The sequence below is a fragment of the Metabacillus sp. B2-18 genome, assembly GCF_021117275.1.
Lineage (GTDB): Bacteria > Bacillota > Bacilli > Bacillales > Bacillaceae > Metabacillus.
Map to the genome: position 1 here is coordinate 4,713,176 of NZ_CP088245.1, position 22,045 is coordinate 4,735,220.

Annotated in this window: 27 protein-coding genes; 5 read left to right on the forward strand and 22 right to left on the reverse strand. The window is 35.0% G+C overall.

Annotated features, from left to right (window positions below; genetic code table 11):
• Window positions 1-81: 81 nt before the first annotated feature.
• On the reverse strand, window positions 82-1,464 hold the full coding sequence (locus LPC09_RS23575; protein WP_231308566.1) for an ABC transporter substrate-binding protein: 1,383 nt from the start codon (window positions 1,462-1,464) through the stop codon (window positions 82-84).
• 251 nt (window positions 1,465-1,715) lie between these two features.
• On the opposite strand from LPC09_RS23575, the gene LPC09_RS23580 reads away from it, so the two are divergent.
• Window positions 1,716-2,699 carry a LacI family DNA-binding transcriptional regulator gene (locus LPC09_RS23580; RefSeq protein ID WP_176550979.1) on the forward strand — a complete coding sequence of 328 codons (984 nt, stop codon included), beginning with the start codon at window positions 1,716-1,718 and terminating at the stop codon, window positions 2,697-2,699.
• 164 nt (window positions 2,700-2,863) lie between these two features.
• Here the strand turns inward: LPC09_RS23580 and LPC09_RS23585 are convergent, their stop codons facing one another.
• The gene (locus LPC09_RS23585; protein ID WP_218012729.1) at window positions 2,864-3,655 is read right to left on the reverse strand and encodes an MORN repeat-containing protein; all 792 of its coding nucleotides are present in this window, start codon (window positions 3,653-3,655) and stop codon (window positions 2,864-2,866) included.
• A gap of 273 nt (window positions 3,656-3,928) precedes the next feature.
• On the opposite strand from LPC09_RS23585, the gene LPC09_RS23590 reads away from it, so the two are divergent.
• The 3 genes from LPC09_RS23590 to LPC09_RS23600 all read left to right on the forward strand — a co-directional run bounded on the left by LPC09_RS23590 (window position 3,929) and on the right by LPC09_RS23600 (window position 5,565).
• Window positions 3,929-4,177, forward strand: a complete 249-nt coding sequence (locus tag LPC09_RS23590; RefSeq protein ID WP_098795650.1) for a hypothetical protein — start codon at window positions 3,929-3,931, stop codon at window positions 4,175-4,177.
• Window positions 4,178-4,182: 5 nt separating this feature from the next.
• A complete protein-coding gene (locus LPC09_RS23595; RefSeq protein WP_141549647.1) occupies window positions 4,183-4,815 on the forward strand; it encodes a hypothetical protein in 633 nt (210 codons plus the stop codon).
• A 219-nt stretch (window positions 4,816-5,034) separates the two neighbouring features.
• Window positions 5,035-5,565: an RDD family protein gene (locus LPC09_RS23600; RefSeq protein WP_098795652.1), complete on the forward strand. Its 531-nt coding sequence runs from the start codon at window positions 5,035-5,037 to the stop codon at window positions 5,563-5,565.
• Between the two features lie 266 nt (window positions 5,566-5,831).
• Here LPC09_RS23600 and LPC09_RS23605 read toward each other — a convergent pair whose 3' ends face one another.
• The 11 genes from LPC09_RS23605 to LPC09_RS23655 form a co-directional block, all read right to left on the reverse strand.
• Window positions 5,832-6,083 (reverse strand): hypothetical protein, encoded by a 252-nt coding sequence (locus LPC09_RS23605; RefSeq protein ID WP_098795653.1) that lies wholly within the window; start codon window positions 6,081-6,083, stop codon window positions 5,832-5,834.
• The gene (locus tag LPC09_RS23610; RefSeq protein ID WP_098795654.1) at window positions 6,080-6,643 is read right to left on the reverse strand and encodes a hypothetical protein; all 564 of its coding nucleotides are present in this window, start codon (window positions 6,641-6,643) and stop codon (window positions 6,080-6,082) included. Before LPC09_RS23610 ends, LPC09_RS23605 begins: the two co-directional genes overlap by 4 nt.
• Before the next feature lie 33 nt (window positions 6,644-6,676).
• Complete coding sequence (locus LPC09_RS23615; RefSeq protein WP_098795655.1) at window positions 6,677-7,099, reverse strand: hypothetical protein; 423 nt, start codon at window positions 7,097-7,099, stop codon at window positions 6,677-6,679.
• A gap of 441 nt (window positions 7,100-7,540) precedes the next feature.
• Entirely contained in the window at window positions 7,541-7,651 is a 111-nt protein-coding gene (locus LPC09_RS23620; protein WP_141549649.1) for a plasmid pRiA4b ORF-3 family protein, read from the reverse strand.
• Window positions 7,652-7,875: 224 nt separating this feature from the next.
• Window positions 7,876-8,085: a hypothetical protein gene (locus tag LPC09_RS23625; protein ID WP_098795658.1), complete on the reverse strand. Its 210-nt coding sequence runs from the start codon at window positions 8,083-8,085 to the stop codon at window positions 7,876-7,878.
• Window positions 8,086-8,166: 81 nt separating this feature from the next.
• Entirely contained in the window at window positions 8,167-8,325 is a 159-nt protein-coding gene (locus tag LPC09_RS23630; protein WP_231308567.1) for a hypothetical protein, read from the reverse strand.
• A gap of 1 nt (window position 8,326) precedes the next feature.
• Window positions 8,327-9,328, reverse strand: coding sequence for a hypothetical protein (locus LPC09_RS23635; RefSeq protein WP_231308568.1), 1,002 nt, complete (start codon window positions 9,326-9,328; stop codon window positions 8,327-8,329).
• A 676-nt stretch (window positions 9,329-10,004) separates the two neighbouring features.
• Complete coding sequence (locus LPC09_RS23640; protein ID WP_231308569.1) at window positions 10,005-10,553, reverse strand: competence protein ComK; 549 nt, start codon at window positions 10,551-10,553, stop codon at window positions 10,005-10,007.
• Between the two features lie 166 nt (window positions 10,554-10,719).
• Entirely contained in the window at window positions 10,720-11,715 is a 996-nt protein-coding gene (locus LPC09_RS23645) for a DNA sulfur modification protein DndB (protein ID WP_231308570.1), read from the reverse strand.
• Window positions 11,705-12,811, reverse strand: coding sequence for a DNA sulfur modification protein DndB (locus LPC09_RS23650; protein WP_231308571.1), 1,107 nt, complete (start codon window positions 12,809-12,811; stop codon window positions 11,705-11,707). The genes LPC09_RS23645 and LPC09_RS23650 overlap by 11 nt, the downstream gene beginning before the upstream one ends.
• Before the next feature lie 502 nt (window positions 12,812-13,313).
• The gene (locus LPC09_RS23655) at window positions 13,314-14,435 is read right to left on the reverse strand and encodes a plasmid pRiA4b ORF-3 family protein (protein WP_231308572.1); all 1,122 of its coding nucleotides are present in this window, start codon (window positions 14,433-14,435) and stop codon (window positions 13,314-13,316) included.
• 308 nt (window positions 14,436-14,743) lie between these two features.
• Here LPC09_RS23655 and LPC09_RS23660 point away from each other — a divergent pair, with 308 nt between their 5' ends.
• A complete protein-coding gene (locus LPC09_RS23660; RefSeq protein ID WP_098795661.1) occupies window positions 14,744-15,484 on the forward strand; it encodes a hypothetical protein in 741 nt (246 codons plus the stop codon).
• Window positions 15,485-15,752: 268 nt separating this feature from the next.
• Here the strand turns inward: LPC09_RS23660 and LPC09_RS23665 are convergent, their stop codons facing one another.
• The 9 genes from LPC09_RS23665 to LPC09_RS23705 form a co-directional block, all read right to left on the reverse strand.
• Entirely contained in the window at window positions 15,753-15,917 is a 165-nt protein-coding gene (locus LPC09_RS23665; protein WP_176550980.1) for a hypothetical protein, read from the reverse strand.
• The gene (locus tag LPC09_RS23670; RefSeq protein WP_098795662.1) at window positions 15,914-16,204 is read right to left on the reverse strand and encodes a hypothetical protein; all 291 of its coding nucleotides are present in this window, start codon (window positions 16,202-16,204) and stop codon (window positions 15,914-15,916) included. Before LPC09_RS23670 ends, LPC09_RS23665 begins: the two co-directional genes overlap by 4 nt.
• Before the next feature lie 151 nt (window positions 16,205-16,355).
• Entirely contained in the window at window positions 16,356-16,610 is a 255-nt protein-coding gene (locus tag LPC09_RS23675; RefSeq protein WP_098795663.1) for a magnesium chelatase domain-containing protein, read from the reverse strand.
• Between the two features lie 436 nt (window positions 16,611-17,046).
• Window positions 17,047-17,379: a hypothetical protein gene (locus LPC09_RS23680; protein WP_098795664.1), complete on the reverse strand. Its 333-nt coding sequence runs from the start codon at window positions 17,377-17,379 to the stop codon at window positions 17,047-17,049.
• Between the two features lie 497 nt (window positions 17,380-17,876).
• Window positions 17,877-18,584 carry an abortive infection system toxin AbiGii family protein gene (locus tag LPC09_RS23685; protein ID WP_231308573.1) on the reverse strand — a complete coding sequence of 236 codons (708 nt, stop codon included), beginning with the start codon at window positions 18,582-18,584 and terminating at the stop codon, window positions 17,877-17,879.
• Window positions 18,585-18,887: 303 nt separating this feature from the next.
• Window positions 18,888-20,165 (reverse strand): IS110 family RNA-guided transposase, encoded by a 1,278-nt coding sequence (locus tag LPC09_RS23690; protein WP_098799709.1) that lies wholly within the window; start codon window positions 20,163-20,165, stop codon window positions 18,888-18,890.
• A gap of 86 nt (window positions 20,166-20,251) precedes the next feature.
• Window positions 20,252-20,947, reverse strand: coding sequence for a hypothetical protein (locus tag LPC09_RS23695; RefSeq protein ID WP_231308574.1), 696 nt, complete (start codon window positions 20,945-20,947; stop codon window positions 20,252-20,254).
• Between the two features lie 15 nt (window positions 20,948-20,962).
• Window positions 20,963-21,139, reverse strand: coding sequence for a hypothetical protein (locus LPC09_RS23700; RefSeq protein WP_176550981.1), 177 nt, complete (start codon window positions 21,137-21,139; stop codon window positions 20,963-20,965).
• Between the two features lie 100 nt (window positions 21,140-21,239).
• The gene (locus LPC09_RS23705; protein WP_098795666.1) at window positions 21,240-21,752 is read right to left on the reverse strand and encodes a hypothetical protein; all 513 of its coding nucleotides are present in this window, start codon (window positions 21,750-21,752) and stop codon (window positions 21,240-21,242) included.
• Between the last annotated feature and the right edge of the window lie 293 nt (window positions 21,753-22,045).

Consider the following 22,045-nt stretch of genomic DNA (forward strand, 5'->3'; position numbering starts at 1 on the left):
ACCCTTTTTCGCTTGGTCCTTTACCAAGGTCTTTATGGTATGGAAGAGGCGAGGTCAGCACCTCACCTCATTTCCAGCTAGTTATTTTTTATATTTCTCAAACTCTATATCAATCTTTTTCACTGCTTCATCTAAGTATTCTTTAATTGTTGCTGAGTCTGTTGTTTTATTTTGACCGATTTTTAAAATAACATCTTTGGCAAATGTTTCAGATAAGTATGGATATCCTGGTGAAACAGGACGAGATTTATTTGTATTTTCAACTTGATATTTCAACACCGACCAAGCTTCATTATGATAAGGATTGTCAGTATTCGTATCAATGACATCAATAGAATTTACACGAGTAGGGATCGATCCATTTGCGTGATAATATTCCTCTGATGCTTCATCATTGTTTAGCCATTCCATCACTTCAACAACCTGCTTAATACGTTCTTCATCTTCCTCTTGCCCGTTTCTCACAAATGCCCAGCTTCCTGATGGAGTGTATAAGCCATCATAGCCCTCATTCATCTTAGGATAACGAACTGTTTTAAATTTTAGATTAGGATAGTTACTTGTTAATTCACTAACATACCAGAAACCACTTACAGATAAAGCTGTTTTCCCAGAATGAAAGGCTTTTTCTGATTCAGATGCACTTGCAAGCTGTGGTTCCTCAAATAACTTGGCAAATTTCGTTAAAGCTTCAACACTTTTCTCACTGTTTAAAACACCATCGACTGTCACACCGTCTTCATCAACAATGTTTGTATCGTTGCCCCAAAGCACTGGTGTAAAGTAATACGTTCCTGTTTCATATGCACCTGCTGTAATATCTGGCAATAACAAGCTTACTGCACTTTCATACTCTTTAAAGGCAGGATCATCTGAACTTTTTGCAAAATCATCTACCTTTCTAGCAAGTTCCGTGAATTGGTCCCATGTCCAATCCTCATCAGCTGCAGGTACTAATTCTTTTATATCTTCAGGCAATGCATTCATCATATCTTCGTTATACATAATCGCTACCCCTGAATCTGAATAACCCATTCCGTAAAACTTTCCGTCAACTGTACCTTGAGCAATGATTGATTCAGTAAATCCTTCTTTAAACCCATCGCTCATATAATCGTCTAATTCACCAAGAAGTCCAGAATCTACGTACGCAGCAATATCAGGACCATCTAATGTAAAAATATCAGGCATATCATTCGCTGTAATGGCTGCATTCAGCTTATCAATATAACCAGATCCTGCCCCCGCACGTGTAATGTTTTGAATTTCAACTTGAGGCTTGTCAGGATGCTCCTCGTTGTACTGTTTTACTCGTTCAGCAAACATTTTTCCCTCAGGATGATCAGCAGCAGCCTGTGTCCAAATCACAATATTCTCATCACTACCACCTGTTTCACTTGAACTACACGCAACTAACGAGAAAGATAAAACCAACATAGAAACATACAAAAATAGCTTTTTCATACTTTCATAGACCCCCCAGTCTGAATATTCGGTGAAAACGTATTCACGTTTCCTGGTTTTCATGTTACGCTAGGTGTATATAAAAGTCAATACGTAATTTAAAGCGTTTTCAGTGATCTCTATGTTATAAGCTGATATCTCTTACACTTGATTTTTATATGGTATAATAACAATATATTATACTCAAAAAGCAAATGAATGACTTCATTCTATTCATATATCAGAATACGTATTCAAGACGGAGGAACCTTATGAATAAGTTAACAATGAAAGAAATCGCTAAACTTGCAAACGTTTCCCAATCAACTGTATCAAGAGTGATAAACGGTAATACAGGAGTAAATGAAGACGCCATGAAACGGGTGCTTTCAGTTATAGAAGAAGTAGGTTATGTGCCAAACAAAGCGGCCCAAACACTAAAAAAGAGTCAATCAAATATTATCGGAGTATGTTTAACAGAAACCTATAATCCATATTTCGTCGAGTTAGTTGATGCACTCGAATCAGAAGCTCGAAAAATCGGATACAGCATTTTACTGCACAATTCCAGGCATAATCCCATCACAGAATGGGAAAGCATCCAAAACTTTATCGCTCGTCAGGTTGACGGAATAATTCTTGTCCCGACTGGTGAATATAACATCCAGCGAATTAGTAAGCTCGCCATTCCGACAATCGTCATGACACAAAACCACAAACCACTTGATAGTATAGGACTTGATCACATGAAAGCAGGTAAAATTGTTGGTGAAAAATTCATTCACGCTGGACATAAAACCTTTGGATATGTCGGAACCACCCCTGATGATGATAAATTCCTCGGCTACAAAAGTGCTCTATATGAAAACGGATTCAGCTTCGACCAAAAAAATTACATTCAGCTTGAAGAAACATCAACAAACAATTTCTTAATGAGACGTGACATCGAAGATTATTTAAACAGAGTTGAATCCCTTGATTTCACCTGTCTTTTTACATCAAATGACATTATGGCACTAGAATTTATGAAAGCTGCTAGAGAAAGAAATATAAAGGTACCTGAGGATATTAGTGTGATCGGATTTGACGATACGTACCTTGCTAAAATTATGGGTATTTCCAGTATTCATCAGCCGATTGAAGAGATGGTGAAAACAACCATTGATATCCTGTTAGACAGGATGGAGAATGAGGTTTCATCAGAGTCTGTACAGATTAAGTTGGATCCAACGTTGATTGAGAGAATGAGTAGTTGATGGGGTTCGCATTCTAAACAATTAGGAGCGTCGCTGAGTTGTATAAATAGTCTTGAATGATCTGAGATACTTGAATTTTGGACTAAATTGATCTTTCAATCAAGGAAATTCCGCACGAAGAAGCCAAGGGACCTGTCCCCTTGGCTTTTTTAACCTTTGATCCCCTATTCCAGCTCCCCATTCACCCACATACCTGAATAAGTAGACCCATCTGCATATCTCATGGTTCCTTCACCATGTGGCTTTCCATCCAAAAGGTTCCCTTCATAGATAGCTCCATTCGCAAACACTAACTTACCGCGACCTGTTAACTGACCATTTAGAAATTCTCCTATATAAGTATCTCCATTCACCCATTCTAAGGTTCCTTTACCATGAGGCTGTCCATTTTTAAATTCACCTGTATATTTAGATCCGTCTGGCCATTCGTATGTACTGATTTGTTTTGATGTTGAAGTTGTGCTTTCAAAGGTAGCTTTTTCTTTTGCACTTTGTAGTAGGTTTGTTAGGTTCGTGTCGTTCTTGTTTAAAATATAGATAGCTATAAGGACGATCCCAATCATAATGATGATGCCCTTTGGGAACATGATAGTTCTTTTTCTACTTAGTGTACTAGTAGGAACTCTCTTCGTTTCATATTCTGTGCTGAATAGAATGCGCGAACACTTTTTACAGGTATTGCGAAGGGGCTCATTTGCGGTATGGCAAAAAGGACAAATATAATGATTTTTTATCTTTCTAGGATCTTTTTTATTTTTAGACGAAGGTCTAGGGGAAGTGTTTCGTACTTGTGGCATTTTGGTTGATTGATTACTAACGGTTTCATAGCACATCCCACAAACGACCATTCTTTTAAAGCTTGCCTTCTGATCTTCCGGGTGAAGAACCTTAAAAGCTGTTAACTGACCTTCAGTGAAGAAGTTATTATTTTTATCTACATACATGTATTTCGCCATACTATCAAAACTTTTGCAACAGCTACACTTCATAATCAAGTATCCTCTTCTTATCTATCATTTATTTCTATAACAGTATTTTACAATTTTCGATAAAATTTTACTAGGTATTCGCTGTGCTATTTCACCTAGTGCTAATAATTGGCAAAAAATTGAGTATATTTATCTCGCACCTCGAAAAATGATAGATTTTGACTAATCCTTCCTATAAAATTAATTTTGGAAAACATTTCTATACGATTGATCAAAATATCCTTTATTAGGAGGTTATTTATGAAATCAACAAAGCTAAGAAGTTCTCTACTAAAAGCTTCTACCTTATTACTAGTTACATCCTCACTTCTCGTAACACCAACTATCAGTGAAGCAGCAATTTCTAAAAAACCACAACTTACTAATATTGAGATGACGAAGTATCCAGCAGTAATAATCAAAGGGATAAGTTTAACACTCAGAAAAGAAAAGCACCGAAAATTAACACCTACTGAAATAACAGACAGATCGAGAATATGTCGAAAGTAGCTGCTATGGATACATATATGAGAAGCTTTCCAAAGGATTTAACAGGTTCTAGGGTCAGAGAAATCGTTTATCAAATTTATAAAATTGACCTTGATGCGATTTCTGACTTAGGAGCTGGCACAAAACAGAGTGTTTATCCTGATCAGATCACAAATAGCATAAAACATATAGTGGATGTGGATGATATAGATTCCTATATTAGCAACCTCTCTAAATCAGAAATTATGGACTTGTATTTGGAATCTTATCATTATGAGTTAGCTCCGAGTGAGATAAGGGTTGCCATTAATTTAATATTTGGCACGAATTTAGATGGTATTTCTACATTAGAGAATTCGGGCATAGGGTTATTGTCGAAGGGACAATGGATTAATCAGTCGAGTGAAGATTTGTTTGTGGTGCATACGAGTAATGATGATGTTGACGTGAAGATTTATCCTACAGATTATTTTAAGAAACAAACTGGATTAGAGGAACTTCCAATTGAATTACAAGAGTCATTAAAAAAGCTTGGTTATTCTTTTAATGAAGAGATAGGTGCTTATTATTACGCTGATCCTCATGGACAATCGGTGCCAGATTTCTTTAAAGGACAGACATTGGGGATACTAACAAGATTTATTTCTACTAACTATTAATATCTATTAGTTTACAACTCAGATTTATCAGCTTATATTTTTCGCCGTCTTATTGCTAAATAAGAATAGGATGTTAATAAATTTCTTTGATTAATAAAGTATATAATCTGGTTTCTATAAATATCCCAAGGATTAACTTGGGTGTGGTTAAGCTGAAAACATTAAAATAAGTGAGTCGGGGGCTGTCCCCTTGGCATTAGAAGGGAAGATGTTAAATAAATGTCTGAAAATCCACGGTTGGATAATTGGTTAAAGCAATATGAAGAAAGCAAATATGACAAAGACGATGTTGTTGTTTCAAAACGGAATGAAGTTGGTAAACCAACACAAGTCAATGCGGTAAACTATGTCTCAATTAATAATGTCCATTACTCACCTTCAAGTACAAAATCATATGAATATGTAGGCTTTTGGAGGAGATTTTTTGCCCTTTTTATTGATAGCATCATTCTATCATTATTGTATTTTATTACTGATAATTTCGCTGTCCATCTTGCTGTGAGTCTTTTATATTACAGTGGCTTATCTTCTTCTCCTATGCAAGCAACGATTGGCAAAGCAGCAATCGGAGCAATTGTTGTTGATGAAAAAGGAAAAAGAATTTCATTTCTTCATGCACTCGGAAGATATTTCGCTTACCTAATCTCAGGAGTCTTATTCTTTATAGGTTTTATTATGATTGGTTTTCATGGTAAGAAAAAAGGGTTACATGATTTAGTCTGTGGAACGATGGTTGTAAATAGGAAATAAGCTCTAAGAGGAAGGGGTTTGGCTTATATTTGTAACCTAAGTAGCCTTAGGTATATATAATGGTATTATAAAAAAAGAAGTATACCTCCTTCACATATTCTTATTGATGTAAAGTAAAATATTCTAGCATTTGAAAAACCCCTCCTACTACAAGGAAGGGTTTTATTATTTAATTATTCTCTCTGTGTACTACTACTTTCTTCACCTATATAAATCACCCTCTCAAACAGGTAAGATACATAAAAGCAACGGGCAATTTTCCAGGCTTATTTACAATAACTAAGATAAATTTCATTCATTATTCGACTGATTTCTTTCTTGGATTCTAAAGTGAGTTGAGTTTCTGATCTTTCATATAGACTCGCAACGATATGTGATAAATCTGTAATTGTCTCAACGATTATATCAGGATCAATATCCTGAATGGTTTCATTTGTAACGATTGCTTGAATGTTTTGGTTGGCTTCAGAAACTGTCAGTGTTTTGTGGTGTCCTTGCATGCTATTTTCTCCTTTCATAACCAACTCCAAGTAGATCGGATAGAAGCTGCTATTTGATTTGCTGGCTTACTACTCACTGTATGTTTTGTTTGGAATGTGTCTGCAATGGTGATGACTTTAGTTGGGTGGATGTAGGGTAGGGAGGTAATTTGTTTGTAGATTTTACTGTTTTGTGTTTGATTTAAGATTGAGATACCTTCAATTGACCATCCGTGTTGATGAAGTGTTTGAATATAGTCTACACCATCGGGCAAATGATAATTTCGATTATTTGTGCCGTGTATCCACACTGGAATCAAAAGGGAATAGTTATTAGTTTTTGCAGACATAACTTCTGGTTGCTTGATAAAGTTTGTATTCCAATATGTTGTTTGATTCGGTCTAATGCTGCTTCTTTTCGCTTCATTTATGGCGGCTTCTTGTAAAGAGGAAATGTACACTTGGACTGTTTCTGTTTTAGAAATTCCTCCTCCCATCGCTACTTGCCAAAGCCCCTTTACCTGTACTCCTGTTAGCGCTCGTATTGTAGAAGACTTTTTGGTGTTTGGGTCTCCCATTACAACAAATGCTTTTGACATTTTGTTTTCCTCCTCTTGGTGTTTTGTGTTGATTTAGCTGTCATGCACAATTCTTTTGATTACCTTAATTGCTTGATAGGCAGCCTCAGGTTTTAGATGATTAAGATCAAGATTACTCAACAGAAACTCTATTTCTTTCAACTGTTCAATTTCCTCTGAAACATCCTTTTCTCTTATCATGTTAGTTGTTTCTGCAGGCTTGATTGATGTAGTGAAAAAATCAGTGCCTTGTTCCTGCTCGATTTGTTTTAAAGACCAGGCTTCGAGACTGTCCTTGCTTACCTGATTCATCCGTTTATTGAGTGGTTTTACTTCTAACTTTTGTTGATTGATGGCATGGTGAATTTTTTTATAGATGTTTCTTGGTGTTATCCCATTTTCGATAAACATTGCTTCAACCCATCTGGCTGCCTGCGGGATCGTTAAGTATCCATTTGAATTGTTATAGTCCTTCATTTAATCTCACCTTCCGAGCAATTACTTCATCCTTACACAATCATTACTATGCCAAATCAAACACAGGTATGACTGAAAGAAGAGTAAATGCAAAGAAAAGATAACAAGGAGAAGAACACATTAGATCCGTACTCAAAGGTCATAGGCGTCCATATTGAACGAAAAATTTCTGAATTCGATTCACAAGATTGTTAATACTATGATCTCTGACAATTTGCTGAAAGTTAATCATCTTTATTGGAGGGAGCACAGAAATTATCCCTGAAGCTTCCCTCTTCTCTAATGGAATGATCTTTTTTATAATAGACATATAATAAAAGGAGAAGTGCACTTACACTTCTCCTTTCAACTTCTACCGCCAGGGTAACGGTTGTCAAAATAATAGGTTATTTTTGAGAACCTCATTTGCAGTTCATTCACGCTGGGTGGTTTACTTATTTTCTAGTCGATCACCTTCTCTAACACAATTCGATGCTCCCAGTTATCTACGAAATCATAGGCGTAGATCATATCAGCAGGAAGATAATCTACAGGCTTTTCTCCTGTTTCCATTTCTGGAGGGATGTCACTAACATAATGTAAGGACTCTTCATGAAAGATTCCCTTCTAATTTAAAACACTGTATCTAGTATGGATTTTACGAATTTTATCTTTCCATCATCAAAATACATCTTTTATTACTATGTGGTGGAGATTAATCTCAAAAAGGACAAAAAAATAAGCACACCACCTTTTAAAGATGATAAGTGCTCATTAGTTTTAAATTTAAAATTTATTTATCCATGTTCATTTGGTTTATAATATTCGTAAATACTAGGTAAATTTACATTTAGAACTTTTCTTTTATCTCCAACGACACCTGAATAATTCCCATTTTTAGGAACTCTCTTTCCAATAGATACTCTAATTCCAGCATCTTCTAATCGTTTTATGATTTTTTGTTGTTCTTGCCGAAATGTTTCATCTTGCTTTTCATTATTATACATTGTTAGAACACCTCTTTAAATTGTATTCCCAATGTATAATTATGTTATTCTAAATAAAAAAAGACCGAATTTTTGGCCTCTTTATACGTTTAACACTCGCTTTTTTCTTTCACTTCCAACAATTCCAGAATACTTTCCGTCCCTAGGCGATTTTTTTCCTGGCAACACTTTTATACCGGCACTCTGTAAACGACTCATTATTTCAGTTTGTTCACTTTGTTTATGTTTCTTAGTTCCCATTCTAACCACCTACCCTCTCTATAGTTCTATTATATACATTTTCTAGATCAATTAAAAGACATTCAAAGCCATCCCCTATATCAACCATTATATCATCATACCCTTCATCATCTAGGACACTCGCATCCAAGGCTATTAAAAATAAGGTATCTTCGTTTCGGACTTTAACTAACCTAGTCAAATATTGTCTATTTAATTTTTCATTTTCCCTTGTATGTGTAAATGTATAAAAAACATCGTTCATTAACGCACCTCTTAAAAGTCCAGTCCGATAATCATTTAACAGAGAATCAAATTTTTCCTCTCCATTTCCTAATGATTCAACTCCTATTTGGTAATCCTTCTCTAGCATTTCAAGTCCTAGAACCATTAACGAACATAAAAATGCATCTTCCTCATCCATGGAGGATTTAGGTTTATCACTTAACAAACTATATGTATCTAATACGAAATCCAAAAGTAAATTAGGATTATCTTCTTTTACTAACATCCTTTTTGCATTTCTAAATTCTCTTATGTACTTACTTTTCGACTTATAGTATAACTGGTGGATTGCATTTATATTAACATTTTCTACTACTGTTCCTTCAATAAAATTCACTTTAAAAATAGTATTGCGATTCAAGTTTTGTTCAGATAAGTGATATAGCTGGACAGCAATAACATATGGGTATTTTTTTACAAATTGATCTAACAACTTTGAAAGGTTATCTTGTAGACGATAACTGCTTAATTCTGTATTAGCATGGACCAAAATTTCCATTTCCGATTCTAATCTTGTTCTTAAGTTATCAATCTCCTCATCTTTTCTATTCAACCAAACCCTAAATAATATGATAAAAACTACTCCAAGTAACAACAACCAGACAATTGATATTTTACGTTCATCTATAAATGGCTTTAACCAATTTTCATAGAATAATTTAGCTTGATCTGAATTTTCTACCCATAAATCAAAAATCAAAATAAAAGCTAAGCTCAATACTATGTAAACATATTTCATTATCTCTCACCTTCCACTACTATAATAGCAGATAACATAGTTTACCTAACAAAAAATTCCCAGCAACTTGCAACTTCATCTAAAATAGGTATAGAAATACGGAGGCTATCATATCTATGAATTGATAGCGATGGATTATATATATATCAGTTACATGACAATCAGAACTTTAGGTTTTCTATTACAGTACATCTAGCAAATCATAATAAAGATAAAGAGCTTGCTGCAATACTTACAAATATTCAAAGAATTACATTTATTGAATCTGGTCAATATTATGATAGATGGAATGTTTACTAGATAGTGTTCATATACATATCCAACAAGATTTAATCAAAGAGCCTATTAATAGAAAAAGGATACGGGAAAGGAACATATAAAATACTATGTTCCCTTGTTCCTCTCATCACTTTTAACTTGTCGTTCCCTTCCAAAGTCGAGGTTTGATTGTGGCATCTAATAAATCATTGCTTCATACTCTATTTTTCAATATTTTAGACACTTTATCTTCTACTCTCTTTCTGAAATCTTCGTTTTCACATAGAATTGTTTTAATTTCTTCTTTATTCCTTTCAAATACAGGATTAAGGATTTCATTAATTACTTACTTTAAATTTTCAAGTTCATCCTTATTCAATTTCATATCATTCCCTCCACTCTACTTTCGGTTGGTGTATCACCCATAAACCTTCCCTTCCTCTGCCACCATATCTTTTTTAGTCAAATCAGCCATCTCTTTCTTACGAAGCTCATATGTATTCACAAGTAGTGCGGCAGTTCCTAGTTTTGCCTCTAAGGCCATTCTTGATAGTTCAACCTTTATCTTTTTATGATTATTCAGGTGAATTATGGTTTTGTTTTGTACTACCGATATTTTCAATACATGCTGATTAGCAACCCATATGCAATTAGGAGATTCCGGTGAGCATAATGGCACCATACATAAACTGTCCATTCGGCTAATTAGAATTGGAATCATTTTTTTGCCTTTTAAGATGGTTAAAGCTGATTGTTTTCTTCCGGACATGCTGCAACCATAATAATCACAGCTTTCTTCAATAATCTTCTTAGGACTTCTTGGAACCCTAACTACTCGATACCTTTCAATAACAAGACTATGAAGATCAGCCGTTTCTGTATAAATCGGTAGAATTGCCATTGTATTTTCATAAATAATATATGTATCTTGTGTTAACTCTAACAAATTGTTTTGAATCTTTTCCATGACCTGTCATCTCCTTTTAATAGGTTACATCTTTTCTTTTCAAAAGGAGTTGGATATAATACCAATATAGTTGGATTCTATCCAACTTCTTTCCGCCCTTAAGTACTTTTCTCGTCCAAAGAATCTAGTACTTAAGGGTTTTTCTATGTCCTTTTATCCCATCCCATCACATCACCTCCTTAATCTCAATTCGACTATACCATTGCAAAAGCTGCTTAATGGTTGCTGGCTCATTACTTAAGAAATATAAATTAGCTGCATGTCGATAGGATCCCTTAAATTGTCGCCAATCTGCATGATGTGAGGACCAGTCAATTTCTGCTAAAGTCTTCATTCTTGCTTTCATAAAAGATAATCGTGTTTCAAGTGGTTTGTGAATCATATCTTCGTTTACAAAATAAGCAATGCTGATCATAACTGGAAAGCTTGCTAGCATAGTATGTTGGTAGTTTCCAATCTCTTTAGGCTTTTCCCATAAAAAGATTTCGTTGATCCAGCTATTGACCAACTCGACATAGTCTTGTTCTTTTAATAGATATTTCTGAGTGTTTTCTTGATTTGATAGTATATGCTTTCCAGTTGTAAAGATATTTACAAGCTGCCTTAATTGTGAAAGTGATAGGAAGTTTTTATTTGTTGGTCTAATCACTGCGCGTTTCTCCGTTTCAATTCCCGCTTCTTTCATTTGGCTATTTGTCTCTAGTATTCTATTTGTAATGATATTATCTAAATGTCTTGAGTCATACTCTATTAGTTTAGAAAGGGCAACTTTCTTTCCTCTTGTATTAAAATCAATATATAACTGATTGCATTGCTCTTCTGTTAGATCATGGAATACTTGAATGCCAAGCGATGAATTTTCAAAATAAACTTTTGCCTTTGTATGTTTTTCATCATCTTCTTTGTTTTGAAGAGATTGATAAAGCGAATAGATCGCTCGCACTCTTGTTGATCCGTCAATGATCTGCAGTTTTCCTTCGCTTGTTTTATTTGCGACAATCATCGGCAAAAACACTCGTTTCTTATCCATCCCATTTATCATATATTTGCGTAGAGCCTGAACATGCTCCTTCATCGAAGTCCTTAAAATGATATGATCTTCTTCAAATTGCTTAGCTAAATAAGGAAGAGTCATATATTCAATCGTTTGTTTAGCATTCAAGTTTTTTCTCTCCCTTCTCAGCTAAGCTCGCCAAAAATGTATTCGTCAGTTTGATAATGGTTTGTTGTGTTGAATGGTTATTTAACCTCTTTTTACGCTGATCATAAAAAGGGGCAAATAAAGAATCATCATGCTTCCATGTGGTAACATTTTTTAGTTTTTTCAGCTCATCTATTGCCTGAAAATAGGTATAGCCATGTGATGAAACTAATTGATAAATCACAAATGCTAGTGCAATTTGTACACCAGATAGCCCACACGCATATCGGAATCGATTACCTCCTTGCTTCGGAAACAGCTCAGCCCATACTTTAAAGAACTTATATGCGATCGGCTCCATTTCCTCCTCATTACAATATGAAAGCTTAGGCTGTCCCTCCTTATGAGTAAGAATTCCTTCAAATAAGGCAAGTAAGCAGCGTCTCATAATTACTAGTGAAGTAATGCTACTGTTTTGTGCCGATAAACGGGAAAGCTCTGTTTCAATATCGAGTAAATGGTGTAGTTTATTTGCTATGTTTCTTACCAAGATGACATATTGTTCTCGTTGATCATATTTCATAATCAAGCCGCTATGTGCATTTTTTCGCTCGGTGTTAATGTCGGTGAAAAGCTGTCTCTCGTCCTGGGTGGTTAAATTCAAATAAATTTGCATGGTAACAGTGAAGTTTTCGAGCTTTTGTATCGCTCGATCAATAGAGGAAATTTCTTCTTGTTTTCCTTGAGGCATTTCTTCAAGTGCTTCTTTTTTAACATATAAATGTCTAAGTGCAGAAGTTAGTGCTGAGCTTCTGTGTTGTCCTTCTAGGATCATCAATTTCGACCCTGGCTTGATCTCCCAGCCATCTCCTTCTCTCACTAAGCATCTCCTTGCCGAGTAAACAAAGGGCGAAAAGTAGAAGGTCTCTTCATGTACTGTATTTAAGATATATTCCTTAATTGCATTTCGTCGTCTATGATCCAATTCACGCTGCACATGTGAATCCACTTCAAAAATACTTTGCAAATACTTAAAAGGCATTTCCGTTACCAACAGTTCATGACCAAACTGTTCAAAATAGATTCCCTTCAGCTTTGTTCTTAACTCCTCATTCATTGTTTTATCACTCCTTGTCCTATTTCTATTATAAGATATACATTAATTTTAATTTGTAAAATATTTGTAAAACTTTACATTATTTTGTGTTTATTTGTAAACAGGTCTCATTCCAGGTTGAGTAGATTCCTGGTTCATATCTATAACCTTGACACAATCATAAATATATGCTTTTTCATCTAATAAAAAGAATGAGTGACTCAATTAAGCTGTTTTGGATCGGTTTATAGTACATCGTTTTTACTTGTTTAAAAGTACTAGATCCCTTTCATTTAGAACTGGTTTTCTACGATATTCTATTTGAGAGACAAGTCTGCGTTGTTGCTTGCTATGATCACAGTAAGTGGTTGTTCTTTTTACTCACACTCAACTATACTGTTTTAATTGTTTTAATTCATATGTATTTGCTTTGTAAATAACAAAAGGAGAAGTGCACCAACACTTCTCCCGTCAGAATGGTTTAATATAAATACAATTCTTAGTCTATATTCATTATATTTATTTACACCTTATCGCTACGCTTACCCAACCTCCAATTAACCCTATCAATATCAAAATCCTCATAAAGCTGACTTCTACTCCAACGTTTCATATGCTCATGTTCCGGGTGAGCTGGATTCGCCATAATGTCAAGATACTCATCATATCCTAATTCTCCACCAACATCCTCCGGTGGTGCATTTCCCTCCCCAGCAAGGCAAATGGGATGGTTAACTTCATAGTCGTCGATCACCTTCTCTAACACAATTCGATGCTCCCAGTTATCTCCGAAATCATAGGTGTATATCATCTCAGCAGGAAGATAATCTGCAGGCTTTTCCCCTGATTCCATTTTTGTAGGGATGTCACTACTATAATGAAGAGTCTCTTCATGACAGACTAGTTTTACAATTGGAGTAGCCTTGTCTATTCCCTGCTTTTGATCAAGAGAAAATGGCTTTCCCTCAAAAATAGTAAACTCATGAAGATGGTAATCCTGCCAGCCAAATGCAATTTGTAGCGTATGATGCAATTCCGGAAACGTGATATGTTTTGGGACACTAATTCTACGCCAAACTTGATGATTTTCAAGTTGTAATTTTACGTGGAAAATAAATGCTTCTGTTTGAAAAATAGGTCCCTCTACAAGATTCCCCAAATCGCTATATAAATCTTCATTTGGTCTTGTATACTTATTGTTTCCCTCACCAACTATTAAACGACTCGTTTGTTTGTTTACAAAAGGCTGGTTAAGCAACTGCAGATTAAAATCTCCTTCATAAAAATAAACATGTTCACAAGCTTTATTTAACCTAGCTATAAATGACCGATTTTTCGTGGTGCTATAGGAGATATCCTTCGCCTGAATTAGATACTGCTCAATAACAGAATCATGAACACCCTCTGCCTGAAATGTTTCCTTTACAGCTCCTAAAATCAATTCATTAATCTTCTTAAAATCAGTTGCCTTTAGACCATGAAGCACAATCGTATATCGGTTACTATCATTCATTAGTACTAGTGTTTTTCTTCTGTTTACCGTAATTAAATTAGCATGCCAGGAGAAAAGGGTATTTTCTTCTACAGATAATGTTGGTTTTACCTTTAGTTCGGTTAAAAGTTTCTTGGTACCTTGAATTAGCATGATTTACCGCTCCTTGGAAACAGATGGACATTCTCGTCAGAGTTTCCTGTTTCCTTTATATGTTTTGTTCCTTCCAAGGTATATTAAATAGATAAAATGTACAAGTAGCTAATACAATTAAGTCTCATTTGAAGAAGGCTGTCAAATACTCTTCGACCTGTCCAAGAATGGTAACTGTATATTATTAGTGGAAGTACGAGGACAGTCACTGCGCTTCTGCAATAGTACCAATATATTTTTACATAATAACTTCTTCGAATAATAGGACAAATTACACACGTCATAGGATGTTCTAAGGGGGAACAAATATGACAACAAAAATTCATAACATATCCCTTTCTAAAATCAAGCCAATTGAAAACCTGCATGTATCTAAAGCATTTATAGATCGGATGAAAAAAAACGATAAAGACTTAGATGAATATGACTTACTTCTTGCTGTCGAGAAAGATCAGAATTTTGATTTTTATCACCTTGTAGGGGGGTTAGACCGGTATTATTTTTTGGTTAATTACACAAATCGAAAAGAAGCTCCCTGTATTATTGAAGAGGAGAGTGCTACTATTGGTAGCCGTAATTTGAAGTTGTTGAGAAGACTCTTTAATAGAGGGGATACTGGAAAGGAAAATAAACAAATTTTATTAAATCGTTTAAGTAAGGCAAATATAAAATTAGCTGAAATTATAAAGAAAACAGGGTTTACAGCCAGTAAGATTAGAAATGAATATGAATTTCATGAAAATGTAGTTACACAATTGATAACTGACCATACTGCGATTAAAACGGCCAATTGGATTATTGGACTAAAGCTAAAAAAAGAAACAGAAAAATTCCTATTAAAACGAGCTGGATTACCTCAAGAGGACCCACAGCGTCTTACCTATGAAAGCATGAAACTAATAAACCGATACCTCAAAGAAGATCGATATCGATTTGAACATTTATCACCACACCAGCAAGAGAAGGTTTTAAACCAAGCGATTAATTTTAAAGGTGTAATGGTAAAGTGGTTAAAGGGAATTGTTGATGATTATTACAAGGATGATTAATGAGATAAGCACGGGGACGGTTCCTACGATTCTGTGTTAAATTCCATATATGAGGATATTGGGTGTTTTGGGGCGGAATTAAAAATTATAAGTTTGAATCAATCATCAGATAAATATTTATGTGATGCAATATCACTAAAAATAGGATCATACTTTAAACTCAAAGAAAAACCTCTTTTCTATAGCCTTTGTATACGACTAAAAAAGAGGTTATTGATTATATATTTTTGTATGGGACCAATTCTTAAACATCATAGACATTCAGGTTTTACTTTTTACGTAATTCATTCTTCCCAAAAGCTTCTCTTAAGCGACGATTGGTTTCATCAAAGCGTTTTGCTTTTGCTTCAATGTACTTCTTATCAGCATTTTCAGAACCGGAGGCAACATGAATAATTTTGTCATCTTCATAACGTAATACCTTTGTGCTCATTGTTTAATCCCTCCTAGTAATTGTATTGCAAAATCACGGAAAAGTGCTGGTTCTGCCTCCATTATATCACGCATTATATCGTCTTTAAAGAGTTGCACGTTCTCTTCAGTCCAAAAAGAATCTACCGGGTAGTGAAAACAAATCACATAATTACCTGATTTTATGGCAAGATAAAATTGTCTTTTTTCTTGGCTATAGAATAATTCAGGAGTTATACTATTAAAAGCTTTCACAACATATGATGACATATCATCCAGTGTATAGAATTCATTATCTTCACTTGCCATTCCAGAAGCAACAATGAGTCGGAGCTTGAAGCACAGGGACGGTTCCAGTGCTTCTTTCCAACCTCCTACACCTTAAACAAAAGATTAGGAGAAACACCCAAAATCCTTGCTGCTTGTCTCAGGGATAGTCCTTCAATTTTCTTCACTTTTCTTATATCGCAAGATCAAATAACGGACCATTTTTCTTCTGCTCAGCTGGTGAAAGATTAATCGTTACCTTCATATCAACTAACGAAAAACCTAAACTATGAAGAGCTGCAGCAACACGTTCCTTCGATTCCTTTACCGATGCATCTGGTAATCCTACTATGATCATCGTTTCGAGTCCTTCCTTTACCTGCACTTCGACTTGAATACGATACCCCTCAAGCCCTTTCAAACCAATACTAGTTACTTTTGAAGACACGACAATTCCCTCCAGTATGTAGGATAACTTGCTTAATTCCACAATGATTTATAGTTATTCTATTGAGGCTTATGAATTTTATTTTCATTACATTAATCATAGGACTAGAATTCAGATATGTAGATTACTAAAAGTAATGACACATTATTTTCCAATTCTATGTTTGCTAATTTAATTGAAAGATTGGTTGAGATAACAGATCAGAAAATTTCTAGTTAAGTAGTTTTAGTATTCGAAGAAGAGTATAAAGCAGCAGTTTTAGATGAGTAAGCCTTATCTTGTGAGGTAAATAATATAAGGCCCTTTTACAAATCCATCATATACCACTCTTCCATTTTCACAACAATCAAAAATAAAATTTTAGGGCCAATTTTATTCAAGTTTTTGTGAGGAAGCGTGCCTGTGCTTCCGGGTGTTTCCACTAACTATATCCATCTCATATAACCATATTTTTAAATACTAGTTTATGATCAATAAAATCTGCGTATCCTTCATGAACAAGAATGGCTGCAGCATAAGATGTAATGACTGGACCACTTACATATATATTCAGCCAGTGACCTAGACTTCCCTCCATTAAATCATCGACTGTCCTAGTTGCATTAATTACCGTGGTTTTACCACTAAAATGTGTAACTAATTCTTTTAAAATATCAGGTGAGACCTTTATAGGGTACCTGGAACTGCCTACTTTAATAGATAATCCACTCTCAATAGAGCCTGTATATTCAAAAGGCATCCCTTTTGCTAATGTTTTCAACTCAACCATTTTATAGCCTCCACATATCTTCAACTTGTTATTACTAGATTAGATTTAATAGAGATATTCAACACAATATGTAATAATCCTTCAATAATGCAAGGGGGGCAGAAAGGGACAGTCTTGTCCTTCCCTTTACGAAAAAAGAAATTAAGAAAACCATTCCAATCCAAAAAGGGGCAATAGGGTTTGTTTACTTTCTTGTTTCACCTACATCATAGTATAAAAAATAGGAGCTAATCCCTTTGTCCAGTCATATCATAAACACTTTTATATTTACACAACAATCCGAATTAGAATTTGAAATCGATTCTTATAAAGTTTTATTGGAGGAAGCGCGAGAACCGTCCCCGTGCTTCTCTCACAATATGCGAATATGCGTAATAGATGTATTCAAAATTGAAGGCAAACAAAAAAGCCCACCATCTATCAAGTGGTGAGCAAAGGCGCAATAAATATGGATGAATAAGTTCTCTTTAAAAATAAATCAATACATACAATAATTTTTATTTGTTGAATACAAACCTCTCAGTTATGTTATTTCTTTTACCCGATTCAAAATCTATCTTGACTGTTTCACCATCATTCATAAACCTAGCCTTACTTTTTAACCTTTCAAAATCCCTAATCTTAACAGTATCGTAGGTAGCAACAGATTTCTCAAATTTAATTGTAGCACCAAAAAGAGTGATAAATGGCTCCACCATCTCAACAGACATTTTACTTCCTTTCGGGTTATTTTCCATTACTTCAATAAATTCATTAACTTCATTAACTTTATCAAGCATAATTGATGTGCTTTTAAATGTACCTTTAATATCTTTATTATTAATGACGCTCTCAAGAATATATAGAGCTTCTTCATCTTTTATTGTAATATTTTCTGGTAATGTAAATTTAACATCAAAAAATTCTTCTACCTTATTTAATCTTTCCAAAAATTCTATAGTTTTTTTGAATTCTTCCTCATCCCCTATATCTACATTCCAATTTTTAGCAACAAATAAATCACTATCTGTTTTCAGTACCTTTAAGGAGAAAGGAGTCTTTTTTGCTTCATAAAGAAATTTCATAAATATAAGTTCAGGTTTAATTTTATTGTGCTGCTCCTTATTAAGAGTGATATTTAAATCAATTCCTCCCTCTATAAATGTTGATTTATCAACGGTTTGACCCGTTGGCGGAGTGTCAAAAAAATATTTTTCGACACGCATCCTAATAAATTTTTCATATTTTGTGAAACTATTCCAATGTATGGGTACGCTACGCGGTCACTACTGGATAATGATGGTAAGTAGTGCTCTGGAATTATGCGATGCACAATGGATCTCTGCGTAGCTTATGATGACGTACCCTCCCATGTCTCTGGGCATCTATGTGCCTACATTCCTTCGTTCGGTCTAGTCATAAGGCAGAGGCTAGCGAAGCTCCTTTAGGGACTCGAGGTCGGATGGGAAAAATAGTGCCAGCTTCTCCGTGTCATCCTGTTGTCTAGGTCTATTAGGGGATGTAGAACTTTACATAGCCTCTGCGAGACTAGGAATATCCTTCATCATTCGCTGTGCGTCAAAAGCTTTGTGCTTTGTACTTATTCCATGTAAGACTTTTATTAGTTTTCCGCATAGAACCACAATAGATTGCTTCTTCCGTAACGGGTTAACCTTACGGTTAGTGTAATATTCATGCAGCTTTCGAAAGGCTTCATTATGGCGAACCATTGGCATCATCACTCGGAAAAGGAGGGCACGAAGCTTTCTTCTTCCCCGTTTGGAGATATGTTTTTGCCCTTTGTGCTGGCCGGAAGAGTTTTCACGTAAAGTTAATCCCGCAAGTTTAATGATTTGGCGTGGATCTTCATAGTGTGAAAAGCTACCGATTTCGGCCAACAAATCAACGATTGTGGTATCGCCGAGTCCTTGAACCGTTGAGAGCCATTCGTACTCTACAGACGTTTGTACAAGCGTAACTAATTGCTGTGTAATGCTTTCAATTTCTTGTTCCAACTGGTTGTAACGGCGAACGAGCGTGGCAATTTCAATACGGGCCATCTCACGTCCTTCTGTTACTCCGATGGAGTTAGAACTGACTTCAATAAGTTGTATTGCTTTTGGTCGTTGGGGAGATTTTAGCCCCTCAACCTGTCGGTAAAGCGATAAGACTTCATCTGGCTGCTTTTGAAATAGATCACTTGGAAATGGAGTACATTCAAGTACTGCCAGAGCCATTTTCCCGAATGACGGAAACACCTGAGTGAATTCTGGAAAATATCGATCTAACCAGCGAATCATCATATTTTTGACAGCACCAAATTCCTCTGTCAACTTACCTCTAAATGTTGACCCAACACGAAGTTCCGCCTCAATGTCTTTCAAAATACGTGGATAACTAAAGCGTCCATCTTTTATGAGACGAGCGATCACCAGTGCATCCTTGCGGTCATGTTTGGTTGGTAAATTGTCGTCCAACTCTTTTGAACGCTTGACGTGCAAAGGATTAGCCATTGCGAGGGGAATGCCTCGTTCATCAAGGAAATAGGCTAAATTAAGCCAGTAATGGCCAGTAGGTTCAATCCCTACGATGACTTCTGTTTTTTCGTGTTCTTTCATCGCAGTTAGAATACGATGATAAAAATGCTGGAAACCATCATTAGACTGTAATACAGAAAATGATTTTTGGAGCACTCTCCCACGATCATCTACAAAGCAGGCGAAATGTTTTCGCTTCGCAATGTCGATTCCGACAACGAGTGTTTTTTCAGTGACTTGATTTATTTTATGGTTTTGTTTAAAATCCATTATGGAGTCCTCCTTGGTTAACAAATTAGGGGTCAATTTCTGCAGATTTTGACACCCCGTATCATACCAAGAGGGCTCTTTTTTGTTCAAGTCCCCGAAAATCCTTCTAACAGGAATGCTCCTTTTTGTAAATTAATCATTAATTGAACCGCAACTATATTGTTTTCTTGTTGAGCATTGTCCATATAAATGATATTATTTTCTATTTTGCTGACCCCGATTTCAAGATAGTCAAATGATACAGAGCCATTTGTTGTGTATAAACGCATTGGAGATGGAGGCGGAAAACTATGAGGAATTAACTTTAATTTAATTTCTCCCTTTTGCTTGTCAATTAACTTCTTGCCAATCCACGTTTCAAATGAGGTTGCATCAAATTCTAAAGTAGTCTGGGTGTTATATGAATACCTTATTAATTCTCCCCAATTTTTAAAGTTTGCTTTAATTTCATCTGGCAAATTAACATCTACACTGCCCTTCAGAGGATGGGATTTTAAAGCTTCCTTTGAGCTAGGTACATGACTAAGTGTTACCGATCCATTCTCAGGATTAAAATCTATACCATATCTCCAGTGAGGAAAAGCTGGGTGTTGAGCTGCTGCTCCCTTTACTAATCCAGAGAATAAATCAGCTGCTTCACTAGTTTTACCTTCGCGAATTAATTTTTGAATTTCATTAAATGAATCTTGGGTATTCACTACTGAATTAACGTAAAAAGTATTATTGTTTCCTTTATTTTTAACTATAGCTTTAGCTATAGACTTTTTAATTCTCCTGAACATCTATATCACCGACCTTCAATCTTTATTTACGTTAAATGTATTTTGATCACCTTTGTTTTTTATATTAGATTTTTTGCTGGTTTTTTTTCCTGTAAAAAACCCCAAAATAAATCCAGAGATTAAACCGGCTAATACTCCAGCAAAAACAGCTCCCTCGAATGTTGATACATCTGTTAAATTACTAAAATCCATGAAAATTCCTCCTAAAATATTAGATAGTATTACAACAACGGCAAGACTTTCCGTTTTTAACTTACAAAATTTAAGTATCATAAATTTGCTACGTTCTCAGCTAATAACTCACTAATCTATAAAGATGTAATGTCTGCATCTCATTTCCAAAAGCTTGCAGCAGACTTAAATTAAATAATTCTTCCTTTTTTATTTGTACACTGTCTAATTTCAAGCTTTGATGGTTCTCTATTTGTTTTATCGCATTTAAGTTTAAACTGTCAGGAACCCCATCTTCGTCCATTATTTGATAGTAAGCGGTTAAAGCCTGAGCAAATACTTGCTCAATATCATCATTGGCCAGCTCCAAAGCCTCTTCTAACAAAATAGAAATAAATAGTCCAAACCAATTCACTAAATTTTGACCATCATAATGAACTCTATTAATCACCCGAAGTTCATGCTCTTTTTCTTTATTTTTCGGCAAACGAATTTTATATGTTTCTCCGCTTTTCAACAGTAGCATATATGGTATTGATAACCTTATTCCAGTCTTTATATCTTTCCTTTCCCTTACGTCAATATTATTAGGATTAACCCTTTTACTATAAGGTCTAAATTCTCTCGGTTCCAAAACAACACCACCTCAAAAGCACCAAATATTGTATATTTATTCTGGGTCTACACCAAAACATGGTCTTGACCCCAATGTTACCCGATTAGTTCTGAATTACATTCTAGTAAAATTCTTTGTTTGCAACATTTGGTATTTCTTGTAAAGTAATGTCGACCTTCAAGAACAGATTTTAGTGTAGAGCCTTTATTCTATTTTATATTTTATCAAACTTCTAATCTCTTTGGTGCTTTTATATGAACTTCCTACCCTTTTTGACACTGATTGGTAACAGAAGTATTAACATTGTAGAT